A 17,706-nucleotide genomic window follows, 5' to 3' on the forward strand; every position below is an offset into this window, starting at 1 on the left:
CCGCCTGAGTTATAATCCGCCGATTTGCAGGGGCCGGCAGCGGGGTTTATGGAGCTTATTCGCGGCATTCACAACATCAAGCCATGGCATCACGGCTGTGTGCTGACCATCGGCAACTTCGATGGCGTGCATCTGGGGCACCAGGCGGTATTGCGCCGCCTCACCGAGCAGGCGCGCCGGCTCGGGGTGCCGTCCTGCGTCATGGTGTTCGAACCCCAGCCCCAGGAGTTGTTTGCCGGGGCCGAGGCGCCGCCCCGGCTGACCCGATTGCGGGAGAAATACCTGCAACTGGCGCGGCTCGGCATCGACCGCCTGCTGTGCGTGCGCTTCAACGCCGCCTTCGCCGCCCAGTCGCCGGACGATTTCATCCGCGGCCTGTTGGTCGACCGGCTCGGCGTGCGCTTTCTGGTGGTGGGCGACGATTTCCGCTTCGGCCGCAACCGGGGCGGGGATTTCGAACTGCTTACCCGGGCCGGGCGCGCCTTCGATTTCGAGGTGGTCAGTACCCAGAGCTGGCGGATGAACAGCCAGCGGGTCAGCAGCACCCTGATCCGCGAGGCACTGGCGGCGGGGCGGCTGGATGACGCCAACCAGATGCTGGGGCGCCCCTTCAGCCTGCACGGCCGGGTGGCCCATGGCAACAAGCTGGGGCGGACCATCGGCTTTCCCACCGCCAATGTGGCGCTCAAGCGCCAGGTGATACCGGTGTCCGGGGTTTATGTGGTGGAGCTGCTGCTCGGCGGTCGGCATTATCCCGGGGTGGCCAATATCGGCCACAAGCCCACCGTCAGCGGCACCCGCGCCCTGTTGGAAGTCCACCTGTTCGACTTTGCCGGCGATATCTACGGCAGGCAGGTGGAAGTGGAACTCCGCCACAAATTGCGGAACGAACAAAAATTCGCATCCTTTGCACTGTTAAAGGAGCAGATTCAACGCGATGCCGCCGCCGCCCGCCACTGGCTGGGGCTGGCGCCATCAGAACCGAACGGAATGTAGGACTCATGAGCGACTATAAAAATACCCTGAATTTGCCCGAAACGGAGTTTCCCATGCGCGGCAACCTGGCTCAGCGCGAGCCGGAGATGCTCAAGCGCTGGCTCGAAGAGGACCTGTACGGTGCCGTTCGTCGCGCCAAGGCCGGCAACAAGCCCTTTATCCTTCACGACGGTCCTCCCTACGCCAACGGCAGCATTCACATCGGTCACTCGGTCAACAAGATCCTCAAGGACATCATCGTCAAGTCCAAGGGGCTGCTGGGCTACGACTCCCCCTACATTCCCGGCTGGGATTGCCACGGCCTGCCCATCGAACTGAAGGTGGAAGGCAAGGTCGGCAAGCCCGGCGTTAAGGTGTCCGCCGCCGAATTCCGCGAGGCCTGCCGGGCCTACGCCAAGGAGCAGATAGAAGCGCAGAAGACCGACTTTATCCGTCTGGGCGTGCTGGGTGACTGGGACAACCCCTACCTCACCATGAACTTCGACACCGAAGCCAACATCATCCGCGCCCTGGCCAAGATCATCGACAACGGCCACCTGCACAAGGGCTCCAAGCCGGTGCACTGGTGCACCGACTGCGGTTCCGCCCTGGCGGAAGCGGAAGTGGAATACGAGGACAAGCGCTCGCCGGCCATCGACGTGCGCTTCCGGGCGGTGGACGAGGCGGCCGCCGTGGCCAGCTTCGACTGCGCCGACGGCCACGTCGGCCAGGGCCCGGTATCGGTGGTGATCTGGACCACCACCCCCTGGACCCTGCCGGCCAACCGGGCCGTGGCCCTGCACGCCGAGCTCAACTATGCCTTGGTGCAGGTGGAGAGCGACAACCCCGAGCGGCTGATCCTGGCCGCCGATCTGGTCAAGGACGTGATGGACCGCGCCGGCATCGCCCATTACCACAACCTGGGCTATTGCCAGGGCGCCGCGCTCGAGCTCAAACGGTTCCGTCATCCCTTCTACGACTACGACGTGCCCGTGGTGCTGGGTGACCACGTCACCACCGACTCGGGCACCGGCGCCGTGCACACCGCCCCCGGCCACGGCCAGGAAGACTTCGCGGTGGGCCAGAAATACGGCCTGGAAGTGGCCAACCCGGTGGGCGGCAACGGCGTCTACCTGCCCGACACCGAACTGTTCGCCGGCCAGCACGTGTTCAAGGCCAACGACGCCGTGGTGGAGGTGCTCAAGGAGCGCGGCGCCCTGCTGCACCATGAGGCCTACAATCACTCCTATCCGCACTGCTGGCGCCACAAGACCCCCATCATCTTCCGCGCCACGCCCCAGTGGTTTATCAGCATGGAGCAGGCCGGGCTGCGCAGCCAGGCGCTGCAAGAGATCCGCAAGGTGCAGTGGGTACCCGAGTGGGGCCAGAACCGCATCGAGGCCATGGTGGAAAACCGCCCCGACTGGTGTATCTCCCGCCAGCGCACCTGGGGCGTACCCATTGCCCTGTTCGTGCACAAGGACACCCAGGCCCTGCATCCCCGCGCCACCGAATTGATGGAGCAGGTCGCCAAACGGGTGGAACAGGCCGGCATCCAGGCCTGGTGGGATCTGGATCCCGCCGAGCTGCTGGGTGAGGAGGCGGAGCAGTACGAGAAGGTGCTGGACACCCTGGACGTCTGGTTCGACTCCGGCTCCACCCACGCCTCGGTGGTGGACGTGCGCCCCGAGTTCCAGGGCCACCCCGCCGACATGTACCTGGAAGGCTCGGATCAGCACCGGGGCTGGTTTATGTCGTCGCTGATGATCTCCACCGCCATGAAGGGCCACGCCCCCTACCGGCAGGTGCTGACCCACGGCTTCACCGTGGACGGCCAGGGCCGCAAGATGTCCAAGTCCATCGGCAACGTGGTCAGCCCCCAGGAAGTGATGAACAAGCTGGGCGCCGACATACTGCGGCTGTGGGTGGCGAGCACCGACTACTCCGGCGAGATGACGGTGTCCGACGAGATCCTCAAGCGCAGTGCCGACGCCTACCGTCGCATCCGCAACACCGCCCGCTTCCTGCTGGCCAACCTGAACGGCTTCAATCCGGCCACCGACATGGTGGCGCCGGAAGACATGGTGGTGATCGACCGCTGGGCGGTGGGGCGCGCCCGGGCCATCCAGCAGGACATCACCAAGGCCTATGACGAGTACAACTTCCACCTGGTGACCCAGAAGCTGATGCAGTTCTGCTCGGTGGAGATGGGCTCCTTCTACCTGGACGTGATCAAGGACCGCCAGTACACCGCCAAGGCCGACAGCCTGGCGCGCCGCTCCTGCCAGACCGCCCTCTACCACATCGTCGAGGCCCTGGTGCGCTGGATGGCACCGATCATGAGCTTTACCGCCGACGAGATCTGGGCATTGCTGCCGGGCGAGCGGGATCGCTTCGTGTTCACCCAGGAATTCTACGACGGCCTCTTCGGCCTGGCCGAGGGCGAGTCGCTGAACGACGCCTTCTGGGCCGAGCTGCTCAAGGTGCGCCAGGCGGTGAACAAGGCGCTGGAAAACGCCCGCAACGACAAGGTGATCGGCGCCGGCCTGGAAGCCGAGGTGACCCTGTTCGCCGACGAGGCCCTGGCCTCCCGGCTGGCGGGGCTGGAGGACGAGCTGCGCTTCGTGATGCTCACCTCCAGGGCAGTGGTCCGCCCCCTGGCCGAGGCCGAGGGCGCGACCGACACCGAACTGGCCGGGCTCAAGGTCCGGGTGGCCAAGAGCGACGCCGCCAAGTGCGATCGCTGCTGGCACCATGTGGAGGACGTGGGCAGCCACGAGGGCCATGAGGGCATCTGTGGCCGCTGTGTGTCCAACGTGGCCGGGGACGGCGAAGTTCGCCGGTTCGCCTGATGAAGCCATTGTTCGATACCGGTCTGCGCTGGTGGTGGCTGGCCATCGTCGCCATGGTGCTGGATCAGGTCACCAAGTGGTTGACCGTGTCCTACCTGGAGTACGGCTACCCGGGGGTGCAGATCACCCCCTTCTTCAACCTGGTGCACGTGTACAACCCGGGGGCGGCCTTCAGCTTCCTGGCCGATCAGGGTGGCTGGCAGCGCTGGTTCTTCGCCGGCCTGGCCTGCGCCGTGACCGTGCTGCTAAGCCGCTGGATGTACAAGGCGCCCAAGAGCGCCCGCTGGCTGCCGGCGGCCTATGCCTTGATCATCGGCGGTGCCGTGGGCAACGTGATCGACCGCCTGGCCCTGGGCCATGTGGTGGATTTTCTCGACTTCTATGTGGGCAACTGGCACTGGCCCGCCTTCAACCTGGCCGACAGCTTCATCTTCGTCGGCGCCGCCATGATCATCATCGACAGTTTCAGGAAGGACAGCCCCCAATGAGCAAACAGATAGGTCCGAGCAGCGAGGTGCTGTTTCACTTCACCATCAAGCTGGAAGACGGCTCGGTGGCCGACAGCACCCAGTTGCACGGCAAGCCCGCCAGGCTGCAGATGGGCGACGGCAGCCTGACCCCCAATTTCGAGGCCTGCCTGCTGGGGTTGTGCGAGGGTGACAAGTCCAGCTTCGAGCTGGCGCCGGAAGACGCCTTCGGCCCGGTCAACCCGGACAATATCCACCATATGGAGCGCAGCCGCTTCGGCGCCGACCTCGAGCTGGAGGAGGGCGCCATCCTCTCCTTTACCCAGCCCAACGGCGCCGAAATCCCCGGCATAGTGCGCGGGGTGGCCGGCGACTCGGTGACCGTGGATTTCAACCATCCCCTGGCCGGGCGCACCGTGATCTTCGAGGTGGAGATCCTGGCCGTGGATCAGAACGGAGCCTGACATGGAGATATTACTCGCCAACCCCCGCGGCTTCTGTGCCGGCGTGGACAGGGCCATCAGCATAGTGCAGAGCGCCCTGGAAAAATTCGGCGCGCCCATCTATGTGCGCCACGAGGTGGTGCACAACCGCTATGTGGTGAACAAGCTCAAGGACGCGGGGGCGGTGTTCGTGGACGAGCTGGACCAGGTGCCGGACGGCAATATCGTCATCTTCTCCGCCCACGGCGTGTCCAAGGCGGTGCGGGAAGAGGCCAAGCGCCGCGGGCTCAAGGTGTTCGACGCCACCTGCCCGCTGGTGACCAAGGTACACATGGAGGTGCACCGGGCCAGCAAGAAGGGGATTGAGACCATCCTTATCGGCCACGCCGGCCACCCGGAGGTGGAAGGCACCATGGGCCAGTACGAGAGCGCCGAGGGCGGCATGTACCTGGTGGAAAGCCCGGCCGATGTGGCGGGCCTGGTGGTGAAGCACCCGGACAACCTCACCTTCGTGACCCAGACCACCCTGAGCGTGGACGAAACCTCGGACGTGATCGACGCCCTGCGCGCGCGCTTTCCCACCATCGAGGGGCCGCGCAAGGACGACATCTGCTACGCCACCCAGAACCGGCAGGACGCGGTGCGGGAGCTGGCCGCCAAGGTGGATCTGCTGCTGGTGGTGGGCTCGCGCAATTCTTCCAACTCCAACCGGCTGCGGGAGCTGGCCGAGAAGATGGGCACCCGCGCCTATCTGATCGACTGCGTGGAGATGGTCGAGCCGGCCTGGCTCGAGGGCGCGGCGCGCATCGGCGTGACCGCGGGCGCCTCGGCCCCCGAGGTGCTGGTACAGGAGGTGATCTCCCACCTGCAGGCCCTGGGCGGCAGCACAGTGGTGGAACACCCGGGGCGGGAAGAGAACATCGTGTTCGAGGTGCCCGCCGAACTCAAGGTCAGATCGGTGTCCTGACGCCGGCGCCGTTCACCGGATCCTGGGGCGACGACGCCACCAGGGTCCGGTTCCTGCCTTCTTCCTTGGCCCGGTACAGGGCCTGATCCAGCTGCTTGAGGATGGCCGCCAGGCCGAGTTCCGGGTCGAGCCCGATAAGGCCGATGCTGATCGTGATGGTCGGCCTTGGTTCCGGCGTATTGACCGGGGTGTCGGCCAGGGTTGTTCTCAGCCGTTCCGCCACCACCAGGGCTCGGCCCGGATCGGTACGGGGCAGCAGCACCAGGAATTCCTCACCTCCCCAGCGCCCCACGGTATCCGTGGCCCGGAACATCCTGCGGGCGATGCGGGCGAAATGGATCAGAGCGTCGTCCCCCACCTGGTGCCCGTAGTCGTCGTTGAGCTGCTTGAAATAATCGATATCGATCATCAGCAGGGTGGCCGGCTCCGGCCTGGACTGGAGCCGGCTGTGGTACTGTTTCAGCAGGGTACCGAAGGCGCGGCGATTGGCCAGGCCGGTGAGGGGATCCGTGGCCGCCAGCACGGCCAGTTTTTCCCGGGTCTGATCCAGATCGCTGAGCATTTCCGCCTGCTGCCGGTTGATGCGACCCAGCTCCAGCAGGCGCATCACCTGGCGAGCCAGGGCCTGCAACAGGGCGAGTTGCTCTTCCGTCAGGGTTCTGGGGAGATAATCCAGTACGCAGAGGGTGCCGAGCGGCAGCCCTTCCGGCGTGCGGAGCAGGGCGCCGGCATAAAAACGCAGGTAGGGTTCGCCGGTAACCAGCGGATTGCTGGCAAAGCGGGGATCCTGGCGGGTGTCCGGCACCACCAGCAGCTCCTGCTCCAGCAGGGCATGAACACAGATGGAGATATCCAGCGGGGTCTCGCGCACGCCCAGGCCAATCTCCGACTTGAACCACTGCCGCTCTTCATCGATGAAGTTGATCACCGCCACCGGGGCGTTGCAGAGGTGGGCGGCCAGCCGTGTAATGTCGTCGAAGGCGGGCTCGGGGGGGGTATCGAGGATATGGTAGCGACTCAGGACCGCCAGCCGTTGCTGCTCCGACCCGATAATGTTCCCCTTCATTGATTGCTCTCCTGGCGGGAAGTGGCTTAACGTTTCGATTTGTCTTCCCGTGGATGCGGCTCTTGACGGCCCGTTCGCACAGCCTGAGGCTGATAGTAGCCCAGAGTATGAGCCGGGCTCTGTCAAAATGCCATTGTTTTGTGCCCCTGCTAACGCCAGCAGGCGTCGGGCGTTTTGTTGCTGTTGCGATCCAGGGTCAGTACATTGCAAGGGGTGCCGCCTTCCTTGTCGTTTTGCTGGCTGGAGCCGGACTTGGCGGTGGCGGTAAGGGTATAGCCGGCGCCGGAAGTCGAGGTGCTGAAGCCATAGTGGGCGTTTTCGGTGGGGCTGATCAGGTTTTCCGCGGCACTGGTGTAGGCGGGGTTGGAAATGCGCCACTCCTCCTGGCGGAGCTGCATGCGGTAGAGGGTCTGGATCGCTTCGATGCGCTTGCTCTTCATCAGGTAGCTGGCGAAGGACGGATAGGCGATGGCGGCAATGATCGCCAGCACCGCCACCGTGATCAGCAGCTCTATCAGGGTGAATCCTCGCCTTGCGTGCATCCCGCCTTTCCTTGTCGAAACCCGGCCTTTGGGTAAAGCTTAACCCAAGCCGCGCCTTTTGCAGGGACAGGCGGCCGCCTTCATGGAGAAGCAGATGACACGGGGTCAGACAGGTCTCACATTGGTTGAGCTGCTGGTGGCTATTGCCGTTTTGGCGGTGCTGCTGACCCTTGCCGTGCCCAGCTTTCAGGAGCTGCGCCAGCAATATCAGGTGCGCAGCGCCGGCATGGTCGTCTACTCGGATCTGCAACTGGCGCGGAGCGAGGCGATCAAGCGCAACCGGGCGGTAACGGTGTGCTTCAGTGGTTCAGGTACTCTCGATTGGAGCTATCAACTGCTAGATTCTGCCGACTGTTCAGGCGATGTTATCCAGTCGGTAAGTAGCCAATATTTCCCTAGCATTACCTTGACTGCAAACTATGTTGGGACGGAGAAAAAGCTTACTTTCTGGCCAAGGCGAAACACCTTGCTTGCCGGCAACGTTGCTATCAGCAAGGGTACTCAAGAGATGCGGGTGGTTACTTCTAATGTGAGTGGTATCCGAACCTGCTCCAACCAAAGCCTGATAGGAGTGCCTTCACCATGTCCTTCTTGAACAGGCAGAACGGCATGAGCCTGGTGGAAATGCTGGTATCGCTGGTGGCGGGCCTGGTGGTGGTGGCCGGCGGGATTTCCCTCTTCACCTCGGTGATCGTCTCCGGCAATACCACCTTGATGCTGTCCCGCTTGAACCAGGACGTGCAGGCGGTCACCGATATCATCGCCCGGGATATCCAGCGGGCGGGATACGACCCCAACGCGGTGGCTCTGGTCGGCAACAGCCCTCCCAGTGCTTCGGCCTATACGTTCTCGACGGAAAAGGATCTCTGGCCGGCCTCTCCGGCCACCGCCACCTGCATCAGGGTGAAGTACCGGGATACGGAAGAGGGAGCTAATGTCGGCAGGATTTACAGTTATATCGCTGCCAGCCAGCAACTGAGGGTGAAGGACAACTCGGCTTCTTCGGCATTGAGCAGCGCCGATTGTGATACCGGCGGCAACCAGTTGGTGTCGAGCACCGAAGTCGTGATCGACAACCTGGGCTTCGACCTGGTTTCCGGCAGTACTCCCACCGGGGTGCGGGCGGTGAATATCCGCATTAGTGCCTCCAATGCCAGAAACCCGGATCTGTCCATCAGCCTGGAGCGGCGGGTCAAGGTAAGAAACGATGGCTACTGATATGAAAAATAGCATCCACGGCGGCTTCACCACCTTGGTGGTTACCTTGATACTTTTGTCAATACTGGTGGCGGTATCGGCCTTTATCGGCAAGGTGCTGATCGCCGACAAGCGGCTGACCCTGAACGAAATCGAATACCGGGTAGCCATGGCGGCGGCCGAAAAAGGTATAGCCGAGGCAATGGCGGCATTGAAGATCGACCCATCGTTGAGAGGTTTGAATGTGATCTCGGGTTCATTCAGCTCGGATATGATGAATATTGATTATGTGGTTGATATTGAAAGTATTGATACGGGGGTAGCCAGATTAAGCTCTGAGGCCTCTAGCTATAATGGTACCCGTGCTGTAGTTACTGTCGATGCGGCCGAAACTGGGATGCTCAATCCTAATAATGGTGAGCCTCCTCCTATAACAACTCGAGGTACAGGAACACTGAAGGGAACTATTACCGTGGTAGCTAACCCTAATGGCGGAGGGTTGGGTGTTCCAGTTTCTGTATGGTCGTCTCAACCTATTGGTGGTACTGGTGACTATAAAACTTGTGGTCTGCACGAGTACAGATATAGAAATAAGTGTGGCAACTCATCTGAACAGTATAGTAACAAAAATAAAGATGGTGGAGACATAATTGATAATGATGATGAGTTTCCTGGTACAAAGGAAGCATTAATGGAGTACGTGTTTGGAGAAACAAATTGGACAATAATAGAATTCAGGGCGTCAGCTTTTTTATCTGATTGCAATAGTTTGTCCAATGTTGAATCTGGATTCTATATTGTTGATGGAGATTGTACTATCTCCGGTAGTGTAGGGAGTAAGGATGCCCCTCTTTTTATTATTGTTAGAGATGGGAAGTTTCAGATGAATGCAAATTCATCGTTTTATGGTTATGCATATATTGAAGGTCAATATAAGACTGCAGATAAAAAAAAGATAACTCTTAATGGTGGGGCCGTATTCAATGGTGCCATGGTGATTAGTGACCCAGAAGTAGAGGTGCCTGCCGGGACTTTTGATATGGTATATGACGAGGATGTGCTGTGTGTTATTAAGGTTTGTGATAGCTCGGTGAATGCTAATAATCCCTTTCTTAAGTTTAGCTACATTCCGGGAAGCTGGAAAGATTGGGAGGGGGAACCATGATTTTTAATAAGCAGCATGGGTTTGGTCTGATTGAGGTGTTTATATCTTTTTTCATTGTTGCGGTAACGGCAGGCTCCTTGCTCAGTCTGAATAAAACATATCTTGAGTACATAAGGGATGGACGGAGTAGAGAGGTTGCTATCCGTTTGGCTGAGTCAAGGTTAGATGATCTGAGGATCTTTAAAAATATGGCAGAGTATGAAGCGCTGGCTGATGGTAGTGAAACTTTGTCAATAGATGATGTGTCATATGATGTTGTTTGGAGTGTGGTGTCTAATGGAGCTGTTAAAGATGTTTATGTTGAGGTGTTTTGGATAGGAGCTGGTGGTGATAGTGAGAGCGTTTCATTATCTTCAAGCATCACGCCAAACCTATCAGTGACTCGTGGCCCCTTTGGTACAGGGAGTGATGTTTTTGGTACAGGATCTGGAGGGCCAAAGGTTGAGTTTACCCCGGGACAAGCGCCGGATGTTGTAGCAATCGATTTGGATGATGTAGGTAGTAAACAGGAAACCAGTAAGCCTGTTGTTACGGTATATACATCGGGCAATAAGTCAGTGAAAATGAAGACCATGACCTATGATGCGATGTCATCCACCAGGAATAAGTTGATTGAGCAAGAAATGGAAACGGTATCTTGTAATTGTAGTATGAAAGGGTTGGTTGACTATGAATCAGCCCCCCCTGAATATCCTCCTAAACCAAGACTTCCTACCCAGCATGAAATTAGAGGGAACTTTGTTTATTGGGACGTGGGTGATATTGTAAAAAAGGAAGAAGGTAGTGCTAGTTCTGGAAACCCACCCTTATGTCAACAGTGTTGCAAAGATCATTTTGATGCAGCAGATGTGACGGACGAAGGAATATCCTTAGATGTATTTGATAATTGGTATGATGCTGTCAAGTGGGGGCAGGAAGGAGGGAAACATAAACATTACTCAAGATCAGGTAGTGGTCCATTTACATTTACAGAGGTCGAACCAGAGAGCGGCGGTGCTTATTTAGAGTCCTGCCGTTTGGTGCGTGTGGACGGATTTTTCAGAACGGTGCAGGATTGGAATTTGGTTGTTTTGAATGTGTTTAACTCGGATCTTTTGGAGGTTGATGTTAATGAGTCTGACTCCTTATATAAGGGCTATATAAGTAAAATCGTTGAATGTTATGCTAAGGCACAAATTGATAACTCGGATATGCTTAATGTTGATTCCGGCTTTAATACGTGTTTGTCTGGTGCGCCTGATCTTTCACCATTATACCCTGTGGCCGGTGACGGTCTTGATAAGCTCTCCGTTAAAGCCATCTATGTGGATTTTTTATCTCCCGAGTATAAAGAGTATTTGGCCGGTATTTTTGATGATGACGCACAAAAAAGTAAGGTTTTAAGATATATACCTTTTAATGAGCTTGATGTTACAGAATTAGCAGATGTCACTGTAACAAAAGGCGATGGTAATAGTGATTCTTCATTGCAACCAGGAGATAAAGTAACAGTGTATATGGGGCGCAGCAACAGTGGGCTTGCCGGTAGCTATCCCATTTCTCCGATTGAAGATGAAGATGATGGTGATGATATAACCAGCTCAAATAGCAAGGTGCGGAGGACGACGGTGGATATCCTGGCCCCCTGACTCTTAGTCACCAGTTTTTGGTGATGATAAGGCACCAAACATCGGCCAAAGGACACTCCTCCTCCGGCACGCCGTAACCCCTCCATGGGGCTCCGCCGCGCCCTTTATCCTCCCTATCGCTCCGCAGTCACCTGCCAGGGGACGCGAAGCGCCTTGCACTGGAGGTATCGCCGCGACCGAGTTGCCAGTAGCAAGTTGCAGCGCGGGAGGCCTCCGGTTGCCGCGACACCCGGCAGGTGCGAGCGTACAGGGGGAGAGCTTGCTCGCCGCGACGAGCGGTTTCGGCCTGACTGAACATCCAGTGAATGTTCGCAGCAGGCCAAAACGGCGAGTGTCATATTTTGGGGCTTGTCGGTGGAGGTGGCCTTGTTGCCTCTTCTTCTGCGTTAAATCAGACAACCGGGCTTGTCACTAAGAGTCAGTTTCCGATCCTTAGCGTGCGCGGCAGCATAGGGGCCTGACAAGCCCCTCTTCTTTCTTTACTATGCAGCTATCAGGACTCAACCACAGACAGACCCATGTCCCAACACCTTACCCTGGCCCTGGCGCAGCTCAATCTGACCGTGGGCGCCATCGAAGCCAACACCGATGCCATGCTGGCCGCCGCCGGGCGGGCGGCGGAGCAGGGCGCCGAACTGGTGCTCTTTCCCGAGCTGGCCATCACCGGCTATCCGCCGGAGGATCTGCTGTTTCGCCACGATCTCTACCAGCGGGTGGACGCGGCCCTTGCCCGGATGGCGGCGGCAAGCCTGCACACCGCCCTGGTGGTGGGACACCCCTGGCGGCAAGACGGCAAGCTCTACAACGCCGCTTCCTTTTTTTACCAGGGCCAGTTGCTGGGTCGCTACTTCAAGCAGCTGCTGCCCAACTACGGCGTCTTCGATGAAAAACGCTACTTCAGCGCCGGCGATGCCTCCTGCGTCATCGACTTCAAGGGCCACAAGCTCGGCCTGCTGATCTGCGAGGACGTGTGGGAGCCCGCGCCCATGGCGGGCGTCAGTGCCGCCGGCGCCGAGCTGGTGCTGAGCCTCAATGCGTCACCCTACCACAGGGGCAAGGCCTGGATCCGCGAAAGCCTGCTGGCCCAACGCAGCAAGGAGAACGGCTTGCCCCTGCTGTATCTGAACCTGGTGGGCGGCCAGGATGAACTGGTGTTCGACGGCCGCTCCAAGGTGTTCAACGCCGCAGGCGAGCTGACCCAGAGCCTGGCCCCCTTCGAGGAACAGCTGGCGCTGGTGCACCTGGCCGGCAAGGCTCCGGTGGCGGCCGAGATCCGGCCCGCGCTGGACCCCCTGGCCGAGGTCTACCAGGCGCTGGTGCTGGCCACCCGCGACTACGTCAACAAGAACGGCTTCAACGGCGCCGTGCTGGGCCTGTCCGGCGGTATCGACTCGGCCCTGACCCTGGCCATCGCGGTCGATGCCCTGGGCGCCGAGCGGGTGCAGGCGGTGATGATGCCGTTCCGCTACACCGCCTCCATGAGTGTGGAAGACGCGGAAGAGGAAGCCCGCCACCTGGGCGTGGAGTTCAATATCGTGTCCATCGAACCCATGTTCGACGCCTTTATGGGCCAGCTGGCGCCCCTGTTCGAGGGCACCGAGCGCGACACCACCGAGGAGAACCTGCAGGCCCGGGCCCGGGGCGTGCTGCTGATGGCCATTTCCAACAAGCGCCGTCGCCTGGTGCTGACCACCGGCAACAAGAGCGAGGTGGCGGTGGGCTACTGCACCCTCTACGGCGACATGGTGGGCGGCTTCGCGCCGATCAAGGACGTGCCCAAGACGCTGGTGTTCGAGCTGGCCAAATACCGCAATACCCTGGGCTATGTGATCCCCCAGCGGGTCATCGACCGGCCGCCTTCCGCCGAGCTGGCGCCGGATCAGCTCGACCAGGACAGCTTGCCCCCGTATGATGTGCTGGATGCCATCCTCGAAGCCTATGTGGAGCAGGACAAGTCCCTGGAGGAACTGCTGGCCGCCGGCTTTGCCGAGGCCGAGGTGCGCCGGGTGATCAAACTCGTGGATATCAACGAATACAAACGCCGCCAGAGTGCGGTGGGGCCGCGGATCACGCCGCGCAACTTCGGCAAGGACCGGCGTTACCCCATCACCTCCGGGTTTGGCAAAATAAATTGGTAAGGAGCCACCGATGAAGAAGATCGAAGCCATCATCAAACCCTTCAAGCTGGACGACGTGCGCGAAGCCCTGGCCGAGCGCGGCATCACCGGCATGACGGTGTCCGAAGTCAAGGGTTTTGGCCGCCAGAAGGGGCATACCGAACTGTATCGCGGCGCCGAATACATGGTGGACTTTTTGCCCAAGGTCAAGCTGGAGCTGGTGGTGCAGGACGACCTGGTCGAATCCTGCATCGAGGCCATCGAAACCACCGCCCGCACCGGCAAGATCGGCGACGGCAAGATTTTCGTGTTCGATGTGGGCCAGGTGATCCGCATCCGCACCGGTGAGCAGAACGAAGAAGCGGTGTGAAAACCCGGCACAGGGGGCGGGGCCAGGGAGCCATCCCGGGTCACCAATTCCCGGCCCCCGGTTTCCACCACCCGGCTTTTTTGCCACAATTGCCCGTTATTGATTGAATCGAGGAATACCCCATGCCACTGCTGGACAGTTTTACCGTCGACCATACCCGTATGGAGGCCCCGGCGGTGCGGGTCGCCAAGACCATGGCCACCCCCCACAACGACACCATTACCGTGTTCGATCTGCGTTTCTGTTTGCCGAACAAGGAAATCCTGTCGGAGAAGGGCATCCACACCCTGGAGCACCTGTTCGCCGGCTTTATGCGCAACCACCTCAACGGCAATGGCGTGGAGATCATCGACATCTCCCCCATGGGCTGCCGTACCGGCTTTTACATGAGCCTGGTGGGCGCGCCGGACGAGCAGCGGGTGGCCGATGCCTGGAAGGCGGCGATGGAAGACGTGCTCAAGGTGGAGGCGCAGTCCCAGATCCCCGAACTGAACGAGTACCAGTGCGGTACCTATGCGATGCACTCCCTGGACGAGGCCAAGGCCATTGCCCGCAACATTATCGAGCGTGGCATCGGTATCAACAGCAATGAAACGCTCAAACTGCCGGACGAGATGCTGAAAAACCTCTAACGTCACCGGCTTCCCCCAGCGGCACGGCGCCCGGCCCAAGCAAGCACTGGCTTAACCGGGTGTCCTGTCACTCTTTATTCTTTCTCTGCTGATATACTTCCCTTATTGCAGTGCTCAAATGGACCACTTTATGTCACAACACCAAGATCCTTTCCTTCAACGGGAAGCCGAAAAATACGAAAACCCCATTCCCAGCCGGGAATTCATCCTGGAGCACATCAAGGCCCGGCAGACGCCGGTCTCCCGGGATGAGCTGTTTGCCGAACTGACGCTGGAAGGCGAAGAGCAGGCCGAAGCCCTGCGCCGTCGCCTGCGCGCCATGGAGCGGGACGGCCAGCTGGTGTTCACCCGCAACCAGTGCTATGCCCTGCCCGACAAGCTCAACCTGGTGAAGGGCCATGTCATCGGCCACCGGGAGGGATTCGGCTTCGTGCGCCCCGACGACGGCGGCGACGACCTCTTCCTGGCCCAGCGCGAGATGGACGCCCTGATGCACGGCGACTACGTGCTGGTGCAGCCCCTGCGCTTCGACGCCCGGGGCCGGCGTGAGGCCCGCCTGGTGCGCCTGCTCCAGTCCCGCGACCTGAGCGTGGTGGGGCGCTATTTCGTGGAGCAGGGCGTCAGCTACGTGGTGCCGGACGACAGCCGCATCGCCCAGGACATCCTTATTCCCCAGGGCGAGACCATGGGCGCGCGCATGGGCCAGGTGGTGGTGATCGCCATTACCCAGCGGCCCACCAAGCGCATGACCGGCATCGGCAAGGTGACCGAGGTGCTGGGCGAGACCATGGATCCGGGCATGGAGATCGAGATCGCCCTGCGCAGCCACGGTATTCCCCATGTCTGGCCGGAAGAGGTCAAGCAGGAGATCGCCAAACTGACCGAACAGGTGCCCGAGGAGGCCAAACAGGGCCGCAAGGATCTGCGCGATCTGCCCCTGGTGACCATCGACGGGGAAGACGCCCGCGACTTCGACGACGCCGTTTACTGCCAGCCCAAGCGCTCCGGCGGCTGGCGGCTGTGGGTGGCCATCGCCGACGTATCCTACTATGTGCGTCCCGGCACCGGACTCGACAACGAAGCCTACCAGCGCGGCAACTCGGTGTACTTCCCCGAGCAGGTGATCCCCATGCTGCCCGAGGTGCTGTCCAACGGCCTGTGCTCGCTCAATCCCCAGGTCGATCGCCTGTGCATGGTGGCGGAGATGACGGTCTCCGCCACCGGCAAGCTGTCCGGCTTCAAGTTTTACGAGGCGGTGATGAACTCCCATGCCCGCCTGACCTACACCAAGGTGGCCGCCATCCTGGAAGGGGACGAGGGCCTGCGCGAGCGTTACGCGCCCCTGGTGCCCCACCTGGAAGAGCTGAACCGGCTCTACCAGGCGATGAAGGAGGCCCGCCACCAGCGCGGGGCGGTGGAGTTCGAGAGCGAGGAAACCCGCTTCGTGTTCAACCCCCAGCGCAAGATCGAGCGCATCGTGCCCCTGGTGCGCAACGATGCCCACAAGATCATCGAAGAGTGCATGATCATGGCCAACGTGGCCGCCGCCCGCTTTATCGAGAAGCAGGACGCCTACGCCCTGTTCCGGGTGCACGACAAGCCGGGCGAGGAAAAGCTCACCGGTTTCCGCAGCTTCCTCGGCGAGCTGGGGCTGGAACTCAAGGGCGGGCTGGAGCCGCAGCCGGCGGACTATGCCCTGCTGGCCGAGCAGATCAAGGACCGGCCGGACGCCGAGCTTATCCAGACCATGCTGCTGCGCTCCATGAAGCAGGCGGTCTACCAGGCCGACAACATGGGCCACTTCGGGCTGGCGCTGAAGTCCTATGCCCACTTCACCTCGCCCATCCGCCGCTACCCGGATCTGGTGCTGCACCGGGCCATCAAGTTCCAGCTGGCCAGGCTGCAGGGCAACCCCAGCGGCAAGTGGACGCCCACCGGCGGCGTTCACTACCAGTACGACGAAGTGGCGCCCATGGGCGAGCATTGCTCCCTGACCGAGCGGCGGGCCGACGACGCCACCCGCGACGTGGCCGACTGGCTCAAGTGCGAATACATGCTCGACCACGTGGGCAGCGAGTTTGGCGGCACCATCGCCAACGTCACCGGCTTCGGCTTTTTCGTGCGCCTGGACGAGATCCATATCGACGGCCTGGTGCACATCTCCAACCTGCAGAACGACTACTACCAGTTCGATCCGGCTCGTCAGATGCTCATCGGCGAGACCTTCCGCCGCCGCTACCGGCTGGGCGACAAGGTCAAGGTCAAGGTGATGGCGGTGAACCTGGACGATCGCAAGATCGACTTCGAACTGGTGGAAGAGGCGCTGCCCGCCGGTGCCAAGACCGGCAAGGGCGCGAAAAACCTCAAGTCGCGCCAGCGGGCCAAGCCCAAGAGCGGCGGCAAGGCGGAGGCCAAGCCGGCCGACAAGGGTGGCCGGTCCAAGAGCAGAAAGCGTCGCTGATCAAGTCAGGGATTGGGGACCGGGGATTGGGGATTAGCCCCGGCCCGGTCTCCAATCCCCCCATCCCCGAGATAACACATGAGTAGTGAACTGATTTTCGGCATCCACGCCCTGGATGCCGCGTTGGAATCCCATCCCGAACATATCCTCGAAGTCTGGCTGCTGAAAGGCCGGGACGATGCCCGCCTGCAGGGGCTGCAAAGCCGGTTGCAGGCGGTGGGGGTCAAGGTCCAGTTCGCCAGCCGCCAGACCCTGGACGGCAAGGCGGAAGGTCACCAGCACCAGGGCGTGGTGGCCCGGGTCAAGGCGCAGCCGGCCCTGAACGAGGCGGATCTGGACGCCCTGCTCGACAGCCAGCCCAATCCCCTGCTGCTGGTGCTGGACGGCGTCACCGATCCCCACAACCTGGGCGCCTGCCTGCGCACCGCCGATGCCGCCGGGGTGCACGGCGTCATCGTGCCCAAGGACAAGTCCGCCGGCCTGACGCCGGTGGCGCGCAAGGTGGCCTGCGGCGCCGCCGAAACGGTGCCGCTGTTCCAGGTGACCAACCTGTCCCGCACCCTGCGCAGCCTGCAGGGCAGGGGGGTCTGGGTGCTGGGCACCGCCGGCGAGGCGGACCACAGCCTGTACCAGGCCAAACTGACCGGGGCCCTGGCGCTGGTGATGGGCGCCGAGGGCAAGGGCATGCGCCGGCTGACCCGGGAGCACTGCGACGAACTGGTGAGCATCCCCATGGCGGGGTCGGTGTCCAGCCTGAACGTATCGGTGGCCACCGGCATCTGCCTGTTCGAGATGGTGCGCCAGCGCTCCCTATGATGGACGGA

16 protein-coding genes are annotated in these 17,706 nt (G+C 60.8%); 14 read left to right on the top strand and 2 right to left on the bottom strand.

The genetic code is table 11. From position 1 onward, the window contains the following. Window positions 1-48 precede the first annotated feature (48 nt). From ribF to ispH, 5 genes are read left to right on the top strand one after another with little or no spacing between them, the layout of a single operon-like run. A complete protein-coding gene (gene ribF, locus AN401_RS02785) occupies window positions 49-996 on the top strand; it encodes a bifunctional riboflavin kinase/FAD synthetase (RefSeq protein WP_094039148.1) in 948 nt (315 codons plus the stop codon). Window positions 997-1,001: 5 nt separating this feature from the next. Continuing rightward, window positions 1,002-3,827 carry an isoleucine--tRNA ligase gene (gene ileS, locus AN401_RS02790; RefSeq protein WP_096778482.1) on the top strand — a complete coding sequence of 942 codons (2,826 nt, stop codon included), beginning with the start codon at window positions 1,002-1,004 and terminating at the stop codon, window positions 3,825-3,827. Next, window positions 3,827-4,315, top strand: coding sequence for a signal peptidase II (lspA, locus tag AN401_RS02795; protein WP_096778483.1), 489 nt, complete (start codon window positions 3,827-3,829; stop codon window positions 4,313-4,315). Before ileS ends, lspA begins: the two co-directional genes overlap by 1 nt. Beyond that, entirely contained in the window at window positions 4,312-4,758 is a 447-nt protein-coding gene (gene fkpB, locus AN401_RS02800) for an FKBP-type peptidyl-prolyl cis-trans isomerase (protein WP_096778484.1), read from the top strand. The genes lspA and fkpB overlap by 4 nt, the downstream gene beginning before the upstream one ends. Before the next feature lies 1 nt (window position 4,759). Beyond that, window positions 4,760-5,704 (top strand): 4-hydroxy-3-methylbut-2-enyl diphosphate reductase, encoded by a 945-nt coding sequence (ispH, locus tag AN401_RS02805; protein WP_094039144.1) that lies wholly within the window; start codon window positions 4,760-4,762, stop codon window positions 5,702-5,704. Here ispH and AN401_RS02810 read toward each other — a convergent pair. Together AN401_RS02810 and AN401_RS02815 are read right to left on the bottom strand one after the other, a co-directional pair. Then, window positions 5,688-6,770: a sensor domain-containing diguanylate cyclase gene (locus AN401_RS02810; protein ID WP_176442016.1), complete on the bottom strand. Its 1,083-nt coding sequence runs from the start codon at window positions 6,768-6,770 to the stop codon at window positions 5,688-5,690. The two genes, ispH and AN401_RS02810, sit on opposite strands and share 17 nt — an antisense overlap. Window positions 6,771-6,919: 149 nt before the next feature. Continuing rightward, a complete protein-coding gene (locus AN401_RS02815; protein WP_094039143.1) occupies window positions 6,920-7,312 on the bottom strand; it encodes a type IV pilin protein in 393 nt (130 codons plus the stop codon). Between the two features lie 82 nt (window positions 7,313-7,394). Here AN401_RS02815 and AN401_RS02820 point away from each other — a divergent pair, with 82 nt between their 5' ends. The 9 genes from AN401_RS02820 (at window position 7,395) to rlmB (ending at window position 17,698) form a co-directional block, all read left to right on the top strand. Continuing rightward, complete coding sequence (locus tag AN401_RS02820; protein WP_232513370.1) at window positions 7,395-7,907, top strand: GspH/FimT family pseudopilin; 513 nt, start codon at window positions 7,395-7,397, stop codon at window positions 7,905-7,907. Beyond that, window positions 7,895-8,530, top strand: coding sequence for a PilW family protein (locus AN401_RS02825; RefSeq protein ID WP_096778485.1), 636 nt, complete (start codon window positions 7,895-7,897; stop codon window positions 8,528-8,530). The genes AN401_RS02820 and AN401_RS02825 overlap by 13 nt, the downstream gene beginning before the upstream one ends. Further along, window positions 8,520-9,674: a pilus assembly PilX N-terminal domain-containing protein gene (locus tag AN401_RS19640; protein ID WP_157772141.1), complete on the top strand. Its 1,155-nt coding sequence runs from the start codon at window positions 8,520-8,522 to the stop codon at window positions 9,672-9,674. The genes AN401_RS02825 and AN401_RS19640 overlap by 11 nt, the downstream gene beginning before the upstream one ends. After that, complete coding sequence (locus AN401_RS19645; RefSeq protein ID WP_157772143.1) at window positions 9,671-11,302, top strand: type IV pilus modification PilV family protein; 1,632 nt, start codon at window positions 9,671-9,673, stop codon at window positions 11,300-11,302. The genes AN401_RS19640 and AN401_RS19645 overlap by 4 nt, the downstream gene beginning before the upstream one ends. Window positions 11,303-11,820: 518 nt before the next feature. Further along, the gene (locus AN401_RS02830; protein ID WP_096778486.1) at window positions 11,821-13,440 is read left to right on the top strand and encodes an NAD+ synthase; all 1,620 of its coding nucleotides are present in this window, start codon (window positions 11,821-11,823) and stop codon (window positions 13,438-13,440) included. A gap of 10 nt (window positions 13,441-13,450) precedes the next feature. After that, window positions 13,451-13,789 carry a nitrogen regulatory protein P-II gene (gene glnB / locus AN401_RS02835; protein WP_094039138.1) on the top strand — a complete coding sequence of 113 codons (339 nt, stop codon included), beginning with the start codon at window positions 13,451-13,453 and terminating at the stop codon, window positions 13,787-13,789. Window positions 13,790-13,911: 122 nt separating this feature from the next. Next, entirely contained in the window at window positions 13,912-14,421 is a 510-nt protein-coding gene (luxS, locus tag AN401_RS02840; RefSeq protein ID WP_094039137.1) for an S-ribosylhomocysteine lyase, read from the top strand. A gap of 130 nt (window positions 14,422-14,551) precedes the next feature. Continuing rightward, the gene (gene rnr / locus AN401_RS02845; RefSeq protein ID WP_096780285.1) at window positions 14,552-16,882 is read left to right on the top strand and encodes a ribonuclease R; all 2,331 of its coding nucleotides are present in this window, start codon (window positions 14,552-14,554) and stop codon (window positions 16,880-16,882) included. Between the two features lie 78 nt (window positions 16,883-16,960). Further along, window positions 16,961-17,698, top strand: coding sequence for a 23S rRNA (guanosine(2251)-2'-O)-methyltransferase RlmB (gene rlmB, locus AN401_RS02850; RefSeq protein WP_094039135.1), 738 nt, complete (start codon window positions 16,961-16,963; stop codon window positions 17,696-17,698). Window positions 17,699-17,706: the final 8 nt, after the last annotated feature.

Origin of the sequence: Zobellella denitrificans (assembly GCF_002407485.1) — a bacterium.
In the GTDB taxonomy this organism is placed as follows: domain Bacteria; phylum Pseudomonadota; class Gammaproteobacteria; order Enterobacterales; family Aeromonadaceae; genus Oceanimonas; species Oceanimonas denitrificans.